The 16355-nt window shown below is 71.8% G+C and carries 16 protein-coding genes; 10 read left to right on the forward strand and 6 right to left on the reverse strand.

Features of this window, described 5'->3' with window-relative positions; all coding sequences use genetic code 11:
- The first annotated feature begins 86 nt into the window (after nt 1–86).
- The 7 genes from AB0D31_RS13340 to AB0D31_RS13370 all read left to right on the forward strand — a co-directional run bounded on the left by AB0D31_RS13340 (nt 87) and on the right by AB0D31_RS13370 (nt 6600).
- Nucleotides 87–1088 carry an iron-containing redox enzyme family protein gene (locus tag AB0D31_RS13340; protein WP_362721255.1) on the forward strand — a complete coding sequence of 334 codons (1002 nt, stop codon included), beginning with the start codon at nt 87–89 and terminating at the stop codon, nt 1086–1088.
- Nucleotides 1089–1158: 70 nt separating this feature from the next.
- Nucleotides 1159–1812 carry a HemK2/MTQ2 family protein methyltransferase gene (locus tag AB0D31_RS13345; RefSeq protein ID WP_362721257.1) on the forward strand — a complete coding sequence of 218 codons (654 nt, stop codon included), beginning with the start codon at nt 1159–1161 and terminating at the stop codon, nt 1810–1812.
- Nucleotides 1793–1996 (forward strand): CDGSH iron-sulfur domain-containing protein, encoded by a 204-nt coding sequence (locus AB0D31_RS13350; protein ID WP_362721260.1) that lies wholly within the window; start codon nt 1793–1795, stop codon nt 1994–1996. Before AB0D31_RS13345 ends, AB0D31_RS13350 begins: the two co-directional genes overlap by 20 nt.
- Before the next feature lie 45 nt (nt 1997–2041).
- Nucleotides 2042–2698, forward strand: a complete 657-nt coding sequence (locus AB0D31_RS13355) for a diguanylate cyclase (RefSeq protein ID WP_362721263.1) — start codon at nt 2042–2044, stop codon at nt 2696–2698.
- Nucleotides 2695–3684 carry an SMP-30/gluconolactonase/LRE family protein gene (locus tag AB0D31_RS13360; RefSeq protein ID WP_362721264.1) on the forward strand — a complete coding sequence of 330 codons (990 nt, stop codon included), beginning with the start codon at nt 2695–2697 and terminating at the stop codon, nt 3682–3684. The genes AB0D31_RS13355 and AB0D31_RS13360 overlap by 4 nt, the downstream gene beginning before the upstream one ends.
- 368 nt (nt 3685–4052) lie before the next feature.
- Nucleotides 4053–4379: a plasmid stabilization protein gene (locus AB0D31_RS13365; RefSeq protein WP_362721266.1), complete on the forward strand. Its 327-nt coding sequence runs from the start codon at nt 4053–4055 to the stop codon at nt 4377–4379.
- A 202-nt stretch (nt 4380–4581) separates the two neighbouring features.
- Nucleotides 4582–6600 (forward strand): FAD-dependent oxidoreductase, encoded by a 2019-nt coding sequence (locus AB0D31_RS13370; protein ID WP_362721268.1) that lies wholly within the window; start codon nt 4582–4584, stop codon nt 6598–6600.
- Between the two features lie 170 nt (nt 6601–6770).
- On the opposite strand, the gene AB0D31_RS13375 is transcribed toward AB0D31_RS13370, so the two are convergent.
- Entirely contained in the window at nt 6771–7091 is a 321-nt protein-coding gene (locus tag AB0D31_RS13375; RefSeq protein WP_362721392.1) for a hypothetical protein, read from the reverse strand.
- Between the two features lie 273 nt (nt 7092–7364).
- On the opposite strand from AB0D31_RS13375, the gene AB0D31_RS13380 reads away from it, so the two are divergent.
- Nucleotides 7365–8567, forward strand: coding sequence for an epoxide hydrolase family protein (locus tag AB0D31_RS13380; RefSeq protein WP_362721271.1), 1203 nt, complete (start codon nt 7365–7367; stop codon nt 8565–8567).
- A gap of 55 nt (nt 8568–8622) precedes the next feature.
- Here the strand turns inward: AB0D31_RS13380 and AB0D31_RS13385 are convergent, their stop codons facing one another.
- Complete coding sequence (locus AB0D31_RS13385; RefSeq protein WP_362721273.1) at nt 8623–10269, reverse strand: neocarzinostatin apoprotein domain-containing protein; 1647 nt, start codon at nt 10267–10269, stop codon at nt 8623–8625.
- 147 nt (nt 10270–10416) lie between these two features.
- Nucleotides 10417–10791 (reverse strand): winged helix-turn-helix domain-containing protein, encoded by a 375-nt coding sequence (locus tag AB0D31_RS13390; protein ID WP_362721275.1) that lies wholly within the window; start codon nt 10789–10791, stop codon nt 10417–10419.
- 220 nt (nt 10792–11011) lie between these two features.
- Here AB0D31_RS13390 and AB0D31_RS13395 point away from each other — a divergent pair, with 220 nt between their 5' ends.
- The gene (locus tag AB0D31_RS13395) at nt 11012–11614 is read left to right on the forward strand and encodes an ANTAR domain-containing protein (RefSeq protein WP_362721278.1); all 603 of its coding nucleotides are present in this window, start codon (nt 11012–11014) and stop codon (nt 11612–11614) included.
- Nucleotides 11615–11696: 82 nt separating this feature from the next.
- Here AB0D31_RS13395 and AB0D31_RS13400 read toward each other — a convergent pair whose 3' ends face one another.
- The 3 genes from AB0D31_RS13400 to AB0D31_RS13410 form a co-directional block, all read right to left on the reverse strand.
- Nucleotides 11697–12104: a GntR family transcriptional regulator gene (locus AB0D31_RS13400; protein WP_362721281.1), complete on the reverse strand. Its 408-nt coding sequence runs from the start codon at nt 12102–12104 to the stop codon at nt 11697–11699.
- Between the two features lie 105 nt (nt 12105–12209).
- On the reverse strand, nt 12210–13196 hold the full coding sequence (locus tag AB0D31_RS13405; protein WP_362721284.1) for an ABC transporter permease: 987 nt from the start codon (nt 13194–13196) through the stop codon (nt 12210–12212).
- Nucleotides 13193–14152 (reverse strand): ABC transporter ATP-binding protein, encoded by a 960-nt coding sequence (locus AB0D31_RS13410; RefSeq protein ID WP_362721395.1) that lies wholly within the window; start codon nt 14150–14152, stop codon nt 13193–13195. The genes AB0D31_RS13405 and AB0D31_RS13410 overlap by 4 nt, the downstream gene beginning before the upstream one ends.
- A 338-nt stretch (nt 14153–14490) precedes the next feature.
- Between AB0D31_RS13410 and AB0D31_RS13415 the strand changes: the two genes are divergently transcribed.
- Nucleotides 14491–16353 (forward strand): M1 family aminopeptidase, encoded by a 1863-nt coding sequence (locus AB0D31_RS13415; protein WP_362721286.1) that lies wholly within the window; start codon nt 14491–14493, stop codon nt 16351–16353.
- Nucleotides 16354–16355: the final 2 nt, after the last annotated feature.

Below are 16355 nucleotides of genomic sequence, written 5' to 3' on the forward strand. Positions count from 1 at the left end.
CAGGAGGCCTCTCCATCAGGGAGTTCCCTCGCGATTCAGCACCCGGGTGCCTGTTGCACCCGGCGCTCACCGGGTAGGCGTAGATCATGACCATCAGTGCGCAGCGAAGCCCAGCCCTCCCGGTTTCCCGCGGTGAGCTTTCCGCGGGCATCGCCGGCTATGTACGCGGCGAGACGGCCCGGCTTCCCGACGCGAGCGCCGTCGAGCGCGCAACACCGTACGGCGACGATCTGCAGCTCGCCCTGTACATCGGCTACGAGCTGCACTACCGGGGCTTCGACGGCGTGGACGACGCGTACGAGTGGGACCCCGGGCTCATCGCGCTGCGCGCCCTGCTGGAGGGCCGGTTCCTCGGCGCGCTGCGCCAGGACGCGACGCGGGACCACGGGGTCGACGACGCCTTCGCCGAGCTTCTCGTCGAGCCGGTCCACGGCACCGGGGTGTCCCACTTCCTGCAGGACGAGGGCGAACTGTGGCAGCTGCGCGAGTACGCCGTGCAGCGCTCGCTCTACCACCTCAAGGAAGCCGATCCGCACGCCTGGGTGCTGCCGCGGCTGTGGGGCCGGGCGAAGGCGGGCATGGCGGCGGTCGAGTTCGACGAATGGGGCGGCGGCCGCGCCGAGCGGGTGCACGCCCGCCTCTTCGCCGACCTGATGGAGGATCTGGGCCTGGACACGGCGTACGGGCGCTATGTGGATGCCGGATGCGCCGAGATGCTCGCGACGGTCAACCTCATGTCGCTCCTCGGGCTGCGGCGCGGCCTGCGCGGGGCGCTGCTCGGCCACTTCGCCACGCTGGAGGTCACCTCCTCGCCGTCCTCGCGGCGTATGGCCCTCGCGATGAAGCGGGCGGGCGCGGGTCCCGCGGCGGAGTTCTTCTACACCGAGCACGTGGAGGCCGACGCGGTGCACGAGCAGGTCGTCCGGCACGAGGTGATCGGCGGGCTTCTGGAGCAGGAGCCGGAGCTGGCCGACGACGTCGTGTTCGGCATCGACGCCACCGTGTTCCTGGAGGACCGGTTCGCCGACCACCTGCTGGGGCACTGGAAGGCGCGGAACTCGTCACTGCGGAGCCCTCTTCCCCAGTAGCCCCAACGATTTCTCCTACTAAACGCAAATTCGCGCGGATCTATCACGGATTGTCGGGTACTCGGGGGGCGTGACTCTTATCGCTCTCCCCGGCGTCTACGACCCGCAGGACGACACCGACCTGCTGGCCGACGCGTTGCACGACGAAGCGGTGCCCGCGGGCGCCGAGGTCCTCGACATCGGTACCGGCACCGGCGCGCTCGCCCTCGCGGCCGCCCGGCTCGGCGCCCGGGTCACCGCGGTCGACATCTCCTGGCGTGCGGTGATCAGCACCCGCCTCAACGCCCGGCTGGCCGGAGTGCCGGTCCGGGTGGTGCGCGGCAATCTTCTCTCGCCGCTCGTGGGGCGCTCCTACGACCTCATTCTGAGCAACCCGCCCTATGTTCCCGCCCTCTCCCCCACCCTCCCCGAGCGCGGTGCCGCCCGGGCTTGGGACGCCGGACACGACGGGCGGCTGCTCCTTGGCCGCATCTGCCGCGAGGCGCCTCGTCTGCTGCGGCCCGGGGGTGTGCTCCTGATCGTCCACTCGGCACTCAGCGACCCGCAGGCGACCCTGGTCGAACTGCGTGAGCAGGGCCTGAAGGCCGCGGTGGCCGACCGCCGGTTCATTCCGTTCGGGCCGGTCCTGCGCTCCCGGCGCGAGTGGCTGGTGGAACAGGGGCTGATCAGCGACGACGACACAATGGAAGAGCTGGTGGTCATCCGTGCCGAACGACCCCTCTGACGCCGCCCGGCGCATCCACATGCAACGGGAAGGGCCGCTGCTCGTCGAGGGCCCCGTGGAGGTGGTGCTTGAGGACGGCACCACCGCCGTTTCGGAGCGCTGCACGGTGGCCCTGTGCACCTGCCGTCGCAGCCGGAGTTATCCGTGGTGCGACACCAGCCACCGGCGCCGCAGCCGCGACTGATCCGCCCGCGCCCAGCCCGGTCCCGTACGCAACGAGAGGGTTGCCATGCCGCCCACCACACCTGCCCCGATACGCCTGCCCGTCCGCGCCTGGGCCCGCTGGCGCCAGGGACGCGACCTGCCGATCTCGACGTCCGTCTCCGGGGTCGAGGCCGCCAACCGCCGCTTCCTGCTCTACGGCGTACTGCCCCTGTGGGTGGTGCCCGGCGTCGCGGACTGGTGGATGCACCGGCGTACGAAGATCGAGGACACCTCGGGCGCGCGGGAGTCGGCGGTGCACGCGCTGATGATGACCGAGGCCGGCATCCCGGTGACCATCGGGCTCCTCGCCAAGGTCAATCCGCTGGTCCTGTCCGTCATGGGGGGTGCCGCGCTCGCCCACGGCGCCACCGCACTGTACGACGTCAGCTTCGCCACCGGACGCCGTGAGGTCCGGCCGGTGGAGCAGCACATCCACAGTTTCCTCGAAGTGCTCCCCCTGACGGCGATGGCGTTCGTCGCCTGTCTGCACCCGGAGGCCGTACGCGCCGCCGTGCGGGGCGGGCCGGGCGCCGACGACTGGAAGCTGCTGCCCAAGGAACGGCCGCTGCCCGCCCGCTATCTGGCGGCCCTGGGCGTGACCATCGGACTCGGCGTGGGCCTCCCCTACGCCGAGGAGATGAAGCGCTGCCTGCGCGCCCGGCGTCTGCGCCGCGCCGCGTGAGGCGCCGGCCGGCGGCGAACCGCCCCCACTCCGCGCCCTTACCGTCGCCAAGCCGTATCGCGCTGGGCGGCGCCGGCCCCGAGGACGTCGTCTTCGACGGCTCCGGACGAGTGCTGACCGGTGTGAGCGACGGGCGGGTACTGCGGATCACGTTTCCCGCGCCCGGCCGCCCCGCCGGGGTCGAGGAGGTCGGCCACACCCGCGGACGGCCTCTCGGGCTCGAAGTCCTTCCCGACGGGCGGCTGTTGGTGTGCGACGCGGAACGGGGACTGCTCCGGATCGACCCCGGCGACCCGCGGAGGAGCGCGGTGGAGGTGCTGGCCGATTCCGTGGCCGGGGCGCCCCTGCGGTTCTGCAGCAACGCGGTGGCGGCCTCGGACGGCACGGTCTACTTCACGGTGTCCAGCCGGCGTCACGGCCTGGACGACTGGCTGTCCGACATCGTGGAACACGAGCCGTCGGGTCTCCTGGTGGGGCTGGCACCGGGGGGCGAACCCCAAGTGCTCCTGGACGGGCTCCAGTTCGCCAACGGGGTGGCTCTGTCGGCCGACGAGTCGTTCGTCGTGGTGGCCGAGACCGGCGCCTGGCGGCTCACCCGGCTGTGGCTCGGCGGCCCGGACGCGGGCCGCCGTGACACGCTCGCCGACACCCTTCCGGGCTTTCCCGACAATGTCTCCCGCAGCCCTGGTGGCGGCTTCTGGGTCGCGCTCGCCGGGCCGCGCACACCACCGCTGGAATGGCTGCACCGCGCCGCCCCCGGCGTCCGCCGGACGGTGGCGGCCGCCGCCCGGTGCCTGCCGTCACCGCCCGCCTCCGGCGCCCGCGCCATCGAGGTCGACGAACACGGCCGGATCGTGCGTCAACTGCGTGGCACCGGAAGGCGGTTCCGCATGACGACATCGGTCGCCGAACGCGAAGGGCGTCTGGTCATGGGCAGCCTCCTGGAGCACAGCATCGCCTGGTGCGACCTGCCCACAGCGCCCTGAACCCGCGCCGGCCGTCCATGCCGAGCCACCAGCCCCGCAGCCCACCCCGGACACATCGGGCCATCGCCCCGGACCCACCCCGGACACATCGAGCCATCACCGCACCCACCCGGGCGCGTCGAGTCACACTCCCGGGCGCCCGTGTCGCTCGTCGTCTCCGGCCGCCGTCACCGCCCCGCGCGGCCTGGTTCGACGCGTGGGCCCGGGGTACGCGCAGCGCGGTCGTCCTGAACCGGGCCGGCAACGCCGAGCCTTGACCGGCCCCTCATGACGGCTCAGCCGTCGAGCCGCCTCCCGAGTGCGAAGCGGTCGGCGGCGGCACAAGGTGAAGGTGATCCCCCGATCACGGAGACAGCCGAGGAGACGACATGCCCAGCGGATCGAGCCCCAAGCGGGAACAGCAGTACGAGCACATCAAGGAGAGCGCCGAGGACAGGGGCGAGAGCACGAAGCGCGCCAAGGAGATCGCCGCGCGTACCGTCAACAAGGAGCGGGCTCGTTCGGGTGAGTCGAAGACCGCGAGCAAGAGCTCCACCCAGGACATGTCGTCCTCAAAGCGGGGTGGCCAGCGCTCCCACAGCGGATCGCAGGGCCCGACGAAGGACCAGCTGTACGCCGAGGCGCAGCGCCGCACCATCCACGGCCGCTCCAGCATGGACAAGGCACAGCTGAAGCGCGCGCTCGACAACAAGTAGCCGGGGCCGGGGCTCGGGTCCATCGTGCCGACAGCCGATGGACCCGCCGGCCCTCCCGCGGTACCCCTCCCGACGCCCCCGCGCCCGCAGCGCGCGCGGCCGGCCGAAGTCCCGCCGGACGTACGCCATCTGAGCTAATGGCGCGTGGATGCGTGAGCGTGCCCGGTCCGGTGGGCAGGGTGGCGGACGGCATGGTGAGGCCATGCACTCGTCTCCCACGACCGGGACTTCCTCCCGGCCCGTTCCCCTGTCCCGGCGCGGCTTCGCCATCGGCACGGCCACGACCGTCGCCGCGGTCGCCACGAGCGCGGCGGCTCCCGCGACCGCGACGGCCGCCACGGCTGCGACTCCCGTCCTCGCCCCCGCCGCACCCGCGTCGCTGTCCCAGCGCTGCCTCGCCGTCGCGCGCGCCCTGCTGATGCGGGGTCCAGATGGCCGTGATCTGGTTCCGGCCTACCGCCACGTCCTGGTGGGCGGCGCCCTCCCCCGGTCGGCCACGGCCCGCAAGAAGGTCCTCGTGGTCGGGGCGGGACCGGCGGGCCTCGTCGCCACGCTGCTGCTGCGCCGCGCCGGGCACCAGGTCACCCTCGTGGAGGCCAACGGCAACCGGGCCGGCGGCCGCATCAAGACCTTCAGGACCGGTGGCCACGAGCAGGCCGAGCAGCCGTTCGCCGACCCCCGGCAGTACGCGGAGGCCGGCGCCATGCGGATCCCGCAGAGCCACCCCCTGGTCATGGCGCTCATCGACCATCTCGGGGTGGCCCGGCAGAGGTTCCGGCTGGTCGACCAGAACGCCGACGGAAGCCCCGCGCTGCGTACCTGGATCCATGTCAACGGCGTACGTGTCCGGCGGGCCGACTACGCGCGGGCTCCGCGCCGGGTGAACCGCTCGTTCGGTGTGCCCCGCGCACTGTGGGACGTTCCCTCCAGCAAGATCCTCAGCGATGCCCTGGCTCCGGTGCGGGACGAGTTCAGCACGGTCGGTTCCGACGGGCGGCGCGTGGACAAGCCGGCCGACGAGATGGTCGCCGGGTGGGCGCGGGTCGTGGAGCGCTTCGGTGACTGGTCGATGCGCCGCTTCCTGAGCGAGTACGCCAAGCTCGACGAGCCCACCATCGACTTGGTGGGCTGCCTGGAAGACCTCACGTCGCGCCTCCCCCTCTCCTTCATCCACAGCTTTCTCGACGCGGCGCTGATCAGCCCCGACACGGCCTTCTGGGAGCTGCGCGGCGGCACCGCCGCGCTGCCCGACGCCCTGCTCAAGGAGGTCGGCGACAGCATCCACTTCGACCGCCGCGTCACCAGGATCGAGTACTGGGACCCGTCCCGGCCCCACACCGACACCCCGCATGTGAGCGCGGACGGACCCCACGTATGGATCGACACGGTGTCGGAGGGTCGCGAAAGCGCCCCCGTACGCGAGCAGTTCACGGCCGACCTCGCCATCGTCACCGTGCCGTTCTCGGGGCTGCGGCACATTCAGGTCGCGCCCCTCATGTCGTACGGCAAGCGCAGGGCCGTCACCGAGCTCCACTACGACAGCGCCACCAAGGTGCTCCTCGAATTCAGCCGCCGCTGGTGGGAGTTCGGCGAGGAGGACTGGAAGCGGGAGCTCGCCACGATCGGGCCCGGGTTGTACGACTCCTACCGCCGGGGCCTTGCTCCGGACGACGGCAGACTGCTCGGCCGGCACGACTCCGTCACCGGTGAGCGCCTCTCCGCCAACCAGCGTGCCTACTACGCCGCTTACCGTTCCGTCACCCGTGACCAGCCCGGCGCGGTGGGCAGCTTCGGCGGAGGCTCGATCAGTGACAACCCCAACCGGTTCACCTTCAACCCGTCGCACCCCGTGGCCGACAGCCCGGGCGGTGTCGTGCTCGCCTCCTACACCTGGGCCGACGATGCGATGCGCTGGGATTCCTTCGACGACGACGCCCGCTATCCGCACGCCCTGGCCGGACTCCAGGAGATCTACGGTCAGCGGATCGAGATCTTCTACACCGGTGCGGGACGCACCCAGAGCTGGGCGCGGGACCCGTACGCGTACGGCGAGGCCTCCGTCCTCCTGCCGGGCCAGCACACCGAACTGTTTCCCGAGATCGCCACCCCCGAAGGCCCGCTGCACTTCGCCGGGGACCACACGTCCCTGAAGCCGGCCTGGATCGAGGGGGCCGTGGAGTCAGCCGTGCGCGCGGCACTCGAAGTCCATTCCGGGCGCTGACATCACGGACGTCGCACAAGGGGAGTTCGACGTGATCTCGAACTCCCCTGTCAGAGAACGCGGTTGATGTTTTGGCCGGCGTCGAGCGCGGCGGGACGGCTCCGGGCACACCGATCATCCGGAGCCGCCGAAGCCACTCCGCGGCCACCGATCACCAGGAGTCGCCGAAGCTACTCCGCGGCCGGCTCGTCCAGGAACCGGCCCAGTACGGCCGCTTCCTCCTGGAGCCGCGCGGCGTGGCCGGCGTGGGTCGGGGCGGTCAACTCCGCCGCCACGGAACGGCGTTCAGTGATCTCGCGGCGCACGATGTCCGCCATCTCCGGTTCGCTCAGTTCACGCCGTACCGCTTCGGTCACTCCGACACCCGTCGGGGAATCCTCCAGGGCCACGCCGCGCAGCTTGGCCGCGCCGACCGGCACCGCCTCGGCGTTGTCCAGCGCGGCGAGCGCCGAACGCAGCGCGCTCACGGCGGCCTTGTCGCGGGCGCGCATGGCTTCGGGCAGGGCTTGACGTATACGTACGCGCAGGGACATGCCCCGACCCTAGGGTCGAGTCCGAGCCACCGCAACGGGATACCCGGGCCCCGAGCCGTGCGGGTTGTCGAGGTGGCGCGCGGCCGTGGGGCGTGGAGTGGCGCCCGCCGAGGGAGCGTCGACGGGCCGGGGGGCAGCAGCAACAACCAGCAGCTTGGCAGCCATCCCCGAGCGACCGGCGCGGCGGTCGCCCGGCGCCGTCGGTCACGGCCCGCTCGGTAGGGTGCGTCCATGCCGGACGCACACCCCCACCCCGAGCCGTCTCCCGCACACCCCCGCCCCGAGCCGTTCCTCGCGCGGACCGCCCCCGAGGCGCTCCACGACCTCCGCGCGCGGCTGCGCGCGACCCGCTGGCCCGACGCGCCCGAGGACGCGGGCTGGTCGCTGGGGACCGATCTCGCCTACCTCCGTGAACTCGTCACCTACTGGGCGGAGGAGTTCGACTGGCCGGCGCAGGAGGCGGCCCTCGCTCGACTCCCCCGGTTCCGCGTCCCGGTCGGCGGGCTGGGAATCCACTATGTGCACGCCCGGGCCGTCGCGCCGACCGGGCCGGTACTGCCGCTCGTGCTCAGCCACGGCTGGCCGGACTCCTTCTGGCGTTACTCGAAGGTCGTTCCGCTCCTGACCGACCCGGGCGCGCACGGCGCCGACCCGGCCGACGCCTTCGACGTCGTCGTGCCCGACATGCCGGGCTACGGCTACTCCGACCGCCCCACGGGCGCGCCGCTGGACTCCATCGCGGTGGCCGGGCTGTGGGCCGAGCTCATGGATGTCCTGGGGTACGAACGCTTCGGCGCGGCCGGTGGTGACGTCGGGAGCCATGTCAGCCGCTACCTCGCGCTCGACCACCCCGACCGGGTCGTCGCCGTCCACCGCACCGACGCGGGTGTGCCCCGTTTCTTCGGCGACCCGGCAGAGCTCGCGCCGGAGGAGCACGCGTGGCTCGAAGGCGGCGCCGCGTGGGGTGCGGCCGAGGGCGCGTACGCCGCCATGCACCGCACGAAGCCGCAGACCGCCGCGTTCGGGCTGACCGACTCGCCGGCCGGACTCGCGGCCTGGATCGTCGAGAAGCTGCGCTCGTGGAGCGACTGCGGCGGTGACATCGAACGGAGCTACACCAAGGACGAGATTCTCACCAACGTCACGCTGTACTGGCTGACGGAGACCATCGGGTCCTCGATGCGGATGTACCACGCGAACGCGGCGATCGCGCCGGCCCAGCTCTCCCGGCGGGTCGAGGTGCCGTCCGGTTTCTCGATCTTCCCCGGCGACCTCGTCCGTCCGCCGCGGGCGTGGCTGCACCGCGTGGCGAACGCCGTGCGGGTGACCGAGCCCGAGCGTGGCGGCCACTTCGCGCCGTTCGAGGAGCCCGAGCTGTACGCACGGGAGCTGCGCGCCTTCTTCCGTCCCTACCGGGCCGCGGCGGCGAGTTGAGGGCCGGCCCCGCCGTGGCGTGCGGCGGGGCCGGTTCGGACGACTCGGGGCGCGCTCAGCTTCCCGCGGGCGGTGGCGGTGCGAACGCGAGCGGGTGGCGGACCGCTTCCGGGCCCCGGACCCTGGTGCCGAAGACCACCAGCTCGCAGGCGTTCTCGGCACGGCAGTCGATCGAGCGGCCGTCGATGGCGGTGAACGTCGCCGATACGGTCACCGTCTCGTCCAGGTGTCCGGCGTCGGTCGTGGCCGGCGGCCGGGAACGCGGCCGGCAGCCGAGCGTGTCGGTGGCGCCGGTGACGCACTCCATGATCAGCGAGTGGTACTGCGGTTCGTAGCCCTTGCCCGTCGCCCGCACGGCTTGGCCGTCCACGAGTCCCGTGTCGGGGTTCACATTCAGGGTGGGCGGCGCCTCCAGGCGCCCATGCGGTGCGAAACGCAGCGGGACGGTGGTCAGGAGCGCCCCGTTGTTGTCGGTCAGGGCCAGGGTGCACGGGTTGGCGGACGAAGCGGTGCGGCAGTCGAACGACCCTGCTGTAGTGACGAGTTGAGCGTACAGCTTCTTCGGTGAGAGCTGGTACGTGCCATCGGGGTACACCCGGAACTGACGGCCGGTGTCGTCATCACAGGTGGCGGCGGAGGCCGACGGAGCACACTCCTTGACCCACACGTAGCCGCCGGGCGGCCCGCCCGCGATGGTGAACTTGACGATGTCGCCGTCGTGGAGGCCAGTGGTCCGGTCGAGGTTCAGCCGGGGCGCCGCCGCCCCCTCGGCGAACTGGGTCCCCGCGGTGAGTCGTTGTGTGGCGGGCGCCGCACCCGGCGCCATCAGCGTCCATGGGCCCCATCCTGCGCCGGGAGCCGTCTGGTAGATCTCCCACATCCGGTCCCGGTTCCATTCGCGGACCGTCAAGTGCAGCCCGCCATCGGGGAGTTGCTCGACCGAGCTCGGCTGACTCAGACCGACGTCCTGGCCGGGCACCTGGCCCGTGGCCAGCACCGGGCCCCAGCCGGCAGCGGCGCTCTGCTGGTGGCGCAGTTGCATGGTGCTGCCGTTCCCCGCGCCCGAGGCGAAGGCGTCGATGCTGCCGTCGCGCTCCTTGAACAGCACGACACCACCGTGGTACGGAGCCGGGGCCAGCCCGAACGCGTCGGGGCTGCTCCAGGCGCTCGCGCCCGCGTTCTCGACCGAGTGGCAGAACGTGCCGTAGGTCGAGAACAGCAGCTCCAAGCCGCCCGCGGAGTTCTCCATCGCCGCGATGGAGTAGCTCTTCGGGCCGACGGTCGCCGCACTCACCCGCTGCCACGCCCCGAACGCACCGCCGGGCGCAGTCTGTTCGCGGTGCCAGACGAACGGCAGGCCCCTGGTGGCCGTGGTGTCGTAGAAGAGCTGGAACTGTGCGATCCGGCCGTCCGCGCGGTCCACGGAGACCAGGCTGTCGGCGACAGGCGAGCTCGCGAGGCCTTGGGCGCCGGGATCCGTACCGCAGGCCGCGGAGGCGGCGGCAGCGGTGGGCCCCGCCTGGTTGGCCTGAGCCGCCTGCGTGGCCTGGGGCGCCTGCGGGCCCTGGGCCGCCTGCGCCACCGCGGGAATCCCCGTCACGCCGGCGCAGGCGATCGCCGCCGCGACCATGCCGCGCGTCAGCACCCCGGCCCGCGTCTCCCGCGGTCCTGTCTCCCACAGCCCTCTTCGTCGTATGCGCATCTGTTCCCGCCCTCTCGATGGCCCCACCCGGCAGGGGAGCATCCTCTCGGGGCCTGCGGGTCACGACCAGTTCGCAAACCGGCCAGCGTCACCCGCGAGATCAGGCCGCCACCGGCCGCGCCCCGCCATCGGAGCGCCGGCGCGCCGTCAGGGACGGCCGCCGCCGGCCGGGCGCGTGCCGCCGGGCCGGCCGGCGCGCGGCACGTCGGCGCGGTGCGCCTCGTCCTGGGCGAGGAGGCCGAGGAGGGCAGCCACGGTGAGTCCGGCCTCCGCCTCGGCGGGGTGGCGCAGGATCTTTCCGGACTCGATCCGGTAGGTGTTGCCGCGCCCTTCACGGGCATGGGACAGGAAGCCGCTCTGCTCCAGATCGGAAATGATCTTCTGCACGGCGCGCTCCGTGAGTCTGCACCGAGCGGCGATATCTCGGATCCTCGCGTTCTGGTCCTCCGCGATGGCCGCCAACACGCGCGCGTGGTTGGTGATGAACGTCCATCCGGTGTGCGGTTCCGGCACTGCTCCCATGGACGCATCGTAGGCCCGCCGGTTCACGTTCAGGAATACCGGAACGCGACTTCATGTATCGCTTGACGTGTGTTGCCTCTGCACGCCACCCTGTTCCTGAGAGGAACTGCCTTAGTGCGCAGGGGAGATGGCCATGCCGCACTGTGAATCATCCCGGTCCGGCACGGCCGGCGCCTGCGGGCGGCCGGGGGGCCCGCCCGGTACGCGACAGCTGTCCGGGGTGACGGTCTTCAGCCGTCCCACCGGCGACCGCGTGGTCGTCAGCGTGTGCGGCGAGCTCGACCTCAGCGAGGACCAGAAGCTGCGGCACGCCCTCCAGCTCCCCCTCGGATCGGACGGCGGGATCCAACTGGACCTGGGCGACGTCGAGTTCTGCGACTGCTCCGCCCTCAAACTTTTGCTGAACAGCAAGGAGCAGGCCCTGACCCGGGCTGTACCGACGGAGCGGGCGCCGGGCACCGGCGAAGCTCCCGGCGCCACCGCACCGGCGGGTGATCCCGGCGCCGAACTGCGCAGGGAACTGGAGCAGTTGCGCCGCGCGATGCAGAGCCGGGGCACCATCGACCTGGCGCGCGGCATCCTCATGGCGGCGTTCGCCGTCAGCGCCGACGACGCCTGGAAAGTACTGGTCTCCACCTCCCAGCACACCAACACCAAGTTGCGCAGCCTGGCCGAGCAGGTGGTGGAGTCCGCCGCGGGCACGCCGCTGCCCGAGGGGGTACGGGAGCGGTTGTGCGCCGCGGTCGCCAAGGCATCGGCCGACCCGTCGTGCGGCGCGGACGACGGAACTGCTCGCAGCACGGCTCCGGCAGAAAAACATTGACCGGTGCGGGCGGTCGCGGGCCGCGGGTGCCGCCGACCGCCGCAGCCACAGCCGCAGCCACGCAAGGGCCGTCGACCGGGCGTCAGGAAGGAGCCACCGGGGCCGGTGACGCCGGATACATCCGGGCGCGGACCACGTCGAAGAGGTGCGCGATCTCCTGCTCCGTGAGGCCCGCGGCGGCCGCCTCCCGCATCCAGTCGGCGAGCCGCGCCAGGAGGGGCGAGTCGGGCTCGGCGCCGGGCGCACAGAGAGAGCGCGTGATGAAGGTGCCCGCGCCCTGCCGCACCTCGACGAGACCGGCGCGCTCCAGCTCCCGGTAGGCCTTGAGCGTGGTGTTGGGATTGACCTTGGTGTCGGCGGCGACCTGCGCCGCGGTCGGCAGCCGGTCGCCCTCGCCGAGCGCCCCCATCCGCAGAGCCTGCTCCACCTGGTGCACGATCTGGAGGTACGCGGGTACGCCACTGCGCCGCTCTATGCGGAACACGACCATCGCACCCGCCTCCTTCCCCTGCCCTCGGTTACGCCCGGATCCCCGGCCGGCCGGGTGCCGGCCCGGACCGTTCGGCGCGTCGAGATCATACGGATCTCCGCACGGCTACAGCGCCTGGCGTCGTGCGCGCCACACGGCCAGGGCCACCATGAGGGCGCCCGCGCCCAGCAGGAGTCCCGTCGCGGTCCACTGGATCGTGGCCATCTGGTCGTCGCCGAAGTAGTCCCACACGGAGTTGACGATGCCGAGCCGGGCGCGGCAGGCTTCCGCGGCTTCGTCGTTCATACACGTGCCCCAGCCGTAGACCTTGCCGGACGCGGTACCGACCCACTGGTCGACCTGCACCCCGTGGGCGAGGACGGCGGGGTGGTGGCCGCCCAGCGGGAAGGCGACTCGTCGCGGGGTGGCGAGCCGCGCCTTGAAGCGGTCGGCGACGAGGAGCGCCCCGGCCGAGGTGAAGAAGGTGACGACCATCGCGGCGACCGCGCGCCTGACAAGGACACCGATCAGGATGCCGAGGCAAGTGGTGAACACGGCGAGGGCGGTCAGCACCGGGAGGCTGTTGCCGAAGACCGTGCCGTCGAACCACGTGCTGGAGACGGCGGGGCGCACCGACCGCCACCACCAGCCGAACACTCCGCCCAGCACGCCGGTGGTCACCACGGCGAGCGCGAGCGCGAACCCCGCCTTCCACAGCAGCCAGCGCAGCCGGGGCACCGACTGGGTGGAGACGAGCCGGGCGGTGCCGGACTCGTGGTCGGACGCGATGAGCGGGGCGCCGACGAACACGCCGAACAGGAGCGGCAGATACCCCAGGTAGCGGGCTACGTCGAAGAACGCCGTGTCGATACGGTGCAGCGTGTCTCCGCCCAGCGTGTCGGCGGGCTTCGCGGGCCAGCCCGCCGCGTGCAGGGCGTCCAGGGCGACGGAACGCTCGTGGATCATCCAGAGCGCGCCGATGACCGTGGCGGCGCCGCACGCGATGAGCGGCGCCCGATGCTGACGCGCCATCAGCCAGGCCAGGCCGCGCACCCGTCGGCGCGAGGCGTACGTCCTGTCCTGCGAGGCGGGAGTGCGGGTGAGGGTGCTCATGCCGCGCGCTCCTCTCGGTGGCCGGGGACGGCGGTCGGGGAGAGCAGCGCGGGCGCCTCCGGGTGGCGGAGACAGCCGAGCAGCACCTCTTCGATGCTGGGTTCGGTGAGCTGCCAGGCCGGGTCGAGGGGGCCTTCGTGGCGGACGAGGGCGGTGAACTGCCGTCCCCCGGTGCGGACATCGATCACGGTGTGCGTTTGCAGCGCGCTGGGCAGCTCCCCGTCGACGGTGACCCCGGTGACCAGGGTGTGGAGCGGAACCAGCTCGTCGGTGTCGCCCGCCATCCGGACACGGCCGTCGGCCACGACCAGGAGGAAGTCGCACATGTGCTCAAGGTCGGCGAGCAGATGGGACGACATCAGGACGGTGGTGCCGCGTTCGGCCACCTCCGACATGAGCAGCGACGCGATCTCGTCGCGGGCCAGTGGGTCGAGGTCGGACATCGGCTCGTCCAGGAGCAGGAGGTCGGGGCGCTTACCGAAGGCGAGCGCGAACGCCACCCGGGTTCGCTGGCCGCCCGAGAGACTGCCGATCCTGGCGTCCGGCGACAGCTTCCCCTCGCGCACGATCCGCTCGGCCACGGCCTGGTCCCAGCCGGGGTTGAGCTCCTGGCCCATGCGCAGGCTCTCCGCGACGGTGAACCGCTTGAACAGCGGCTTGTCCTGGCCGAGATAGGCGTACCGGGGCATCGCGGACGGGTCGCCGACCGGCCGGCCGAAGATCCGCAACTCGCCGCGGGTCGGCTCGACGAGCCGGGCCGCGATCCCCAACAGGGTGCTTTTCCCTGCCCCGTTGGGACCGACGAGCCCGCAGACGCGGCCGGCCGGGATCCGGAAGGTCTCCTCCCGCAGCGCCCATCGCCGACGGTACTTCTTCCCGAGCCCGTGGGCTTCCAGGGCCCACCGGCCCCCACCCCCGCCCTCGCCCCGGCTCCCGCCCTCGCTCTCCCCTGACATGGCTGCGCCGCTCATGCTCCCCCTCCCGACCGATTCCATTAGTCAACTAGTGGAATCATGGTGTCGATGGCGCGAGCCTGTCAATTTCCAGAGGGAGCCGGATCCCGAGGGAACCGGATGCAGGGCGAGCCGGGCGCGAAGTTCTCTTGGCATGGACCGGTCATACCTGCGAAGCTTCCCCCCAGCTGTCGCCCTGACCCGGGGAGACACAGCAAGAGTTCTCACCTCAGCGATCGTGCACGCGATGCACACCGTCCGCGGTCGCCCTGCGGCGCACCCAAGCCGGCCGGGCGGCCATCGAGCAGGCCGGAGACCCGGCCCCCTCCAAGGAGTTCCGTGTGAGACCCACCCCCCACAAGTCCTTCGCGGTGACCGCATGCGCGGTCGCCGCGCTGGCTGCCGTCTCTCTGCCCGCCACGTCGGCGTCGGCCGCGCCGGACCGGGCGCCGAGCGCCGCCGCGGCCTGCACCCCGGCACAGGTCATCGCCAACGGCGGTTTCGAGAGCGGTACTTCACCCTGGACCCAGTCGTCCAGCGGCGTGATCACCAATCGCGCGGGCGAGAGCGCGCACGGCGGCGCCGGCTTCGCCTGGCTCGACGGTGTCGGCAGCACGCACACCGACACGCTCTCCCAGAGCGTCACGATCCCCTCGGGGTGCAGCTCCGCGAAGCTCACGTTCTGGCTGCACGTCGACACCGCCGAGACCACGTCGTCGACCGCGTACGACAAGCTCACGGCGAAGATCGGCAGCACGACGCTGGCGACGTACTCGAACCTCGACAAGAACACCGGCTACGTCCAGAAGTCCTTCGACGTGTCGGCGTTCGCGGGGCAGACCGTGAGCCTCTCCTTCACCGGCACGGAGGACTCCAGCCTCCAGACCAGCTTCGTCCTCGACGACCTCGCCCTCGACACCTCCGGCGGCACGACCCCGCCCGGGGACTCGACCCGTACGCCGGCCGCTCCGGCGTACACCGTCAGCCTGAGCAGCAACACGAGCGGCACCAACTGGACCGGGCACGAGAGCGCGACCTTCACCAACGCCTCCGCCACCCCGCTGAGCGAGGTGTATCTGAGGCTGTGGGACAACTACCACGGCTCCTGCTCCGCGATGCCGATCGCGGTCACCAACGTGACCGGCGGCACCGCGGGTGACCTCTCCGTCGCCTGCACCGCCCTCAAGGTGACGCTTCTGGCGCCGCTGACGCAGGGGCAGTCCGCCACCATCGGCTTCGACCTCGGCATCACCGTGCCGAACGGCGCCGACCGCTTCGGCGCGGACGGGGCGTTCAACAACATCGGCAACGCCCTGCCGGTGCTCGCGATCCGTGACGCGGCGGGCTGGCACCTGGATCCGTACACCAACAACGGCGAGTCGTTCTACTCGCTGGCCGCCGACTTCAAGGTGACCCTGGACCACCCCACCGGCCTCCTCGTCCCGGCCACCGGCACCTCCGTCGACACCCGCGGCACCAGCGGCCGCACCATCACCACGGCCACCGCCGCCAAGGTCCGCGACTTCGCCTGGGCGGCCGGCCCCTTCAGCAAGATCTCCGGCACCTCGCCCGCGGGCACCGCGATCAACATCTACTCGGTCTCGGGCATCAGCTCCTCCAGCGCCCAGTCGATGCTGGCCACCGCCAAGTCCGCCGTGGACACCCACGCGGCCCGGTTCGGCGCCTACCCCTACGGCGAGCTGGACGCGGTGATCGACAACAACTACTGGTTCGGCGGCATGGAGTACCCCGGGTTCGTCCTCGACCTGGTTTCCACCACGGCTCTCACCCACGAGATAGGGCACCAGTGGTGGTACGGGATCGTCGGCGACGACGAGTACAACAACCCGTGGCTGGACGAGGCGTTCGCCGACTACTCCACGGACCTTGCCCTGAACCAGACCGGCGCCAACTGCTGGAACAGCGTCTCGTGGGCGTCGTCCAGCGAGAAGATCACCAACTCGATGGCGTACTGGGACGCGCACTCCTCGCGCTACTCGACCGTCGTCTACGGCTACGGGAAGTGCGCCCTGCACGATCTGCGCCGTGTCCTCGGTGACAGCGTCATGGCCAAACTCCTCAAGGACTACGCCACTTCACACTGGTACGGCGTCTCGACCACCGCCGAGTTCAAGGCGGCGGCCCAGGCGGCCACAGCCACGGACCTGACGTCGTTCTGGACCCAGCACCGCATCGACGGCTGACG

Source organism: Streptomyces sp. NPDC048361, from assembly GCF_040651795.1.
Classification (GTDB): domain Bacteria; phylum Actinomycetota; class Actinomycetes; order Streptomycetales; family Streptomycetaceae; genus Streptomyces.

Coding starts and splice junctions, on each gene's coding strand:
- AB0D31_RS13340 (WP_362721255.1), top strand. CDS start 87: ATGACCATCAGTGCGCAGCGAAGCCCAGCCCTCCCGGTTTCCCGCGGT.
- AB0D31_RS13355 (WP_362721263.1), top strand. CDS start 2,042: ATGCCGCCCACCACACCTGCCCCGATACGCCTGCCCGTCCGCGCCTGG.
- AB0D31_RS13365 (WP_362721266.1), top strand. CDS start 4,053: ATGCCCAGCGGATCGAGCCCCAAGCGGGAACAGCAGTACGAGCACATC.
- AB0D31_RS13370 (WP_362721268.1), top strand. CDS start 4,582: ATGCACTCGTCTCCCACGACCGGGACTTCCTCCCGGCCCGTTCCCCTG.
- AB0D31_RS13375 (WP_362721392.1), bottom strand. CDS start 7,091: ATGCGCGCCCGCGACAAGGCCGCCGTGAGCGCGCTGCGTTCGGCGCTC.
- AB0D31_RS13380 (WP_362721271.1), top strand. CDS start 7,365: ATGCCGGACGCACACCCCCACCCCGAGCCGTCTCCCGCACACCCCCGC.
- AB0D31_RS13385 (WP_362721273.1), bottom strand. CDS start 10,269: ATGCGCATACGACGAAGAGGGCTGTGGGAGACAGGACCGCGGGAGACG.
- AB0D31_RS13390 (WP_362721275.1), bottom strand. CDS start 10,791: ATGGGAGCAGTGCCGGAACCGCACACCGGATGGACGTTCATCACCAAC.
- AB0D31_RS13400 (WP_362721281.1), bottom strand. CDS start 12,104: ATGGTCGTGTTCCGCATAGAGCGGCGCAGTGGCGTACCCGCGTACCTC.
- AB0D31_RS13405 (WP_362721284.1), bottom strand. CDS start 13,196: ATGAGCACCCTCACCCGCACTCCCGCCTCGCAGGACAGGACGTACGCC.
- AB0D31_RS13410 (WP_362721395.1), bottom strand. CDS start 14,152: ATGTCAGGGGAGAGCGAGGGCGGGAGCCGGGGCGAGGGCGGGGGTGGG.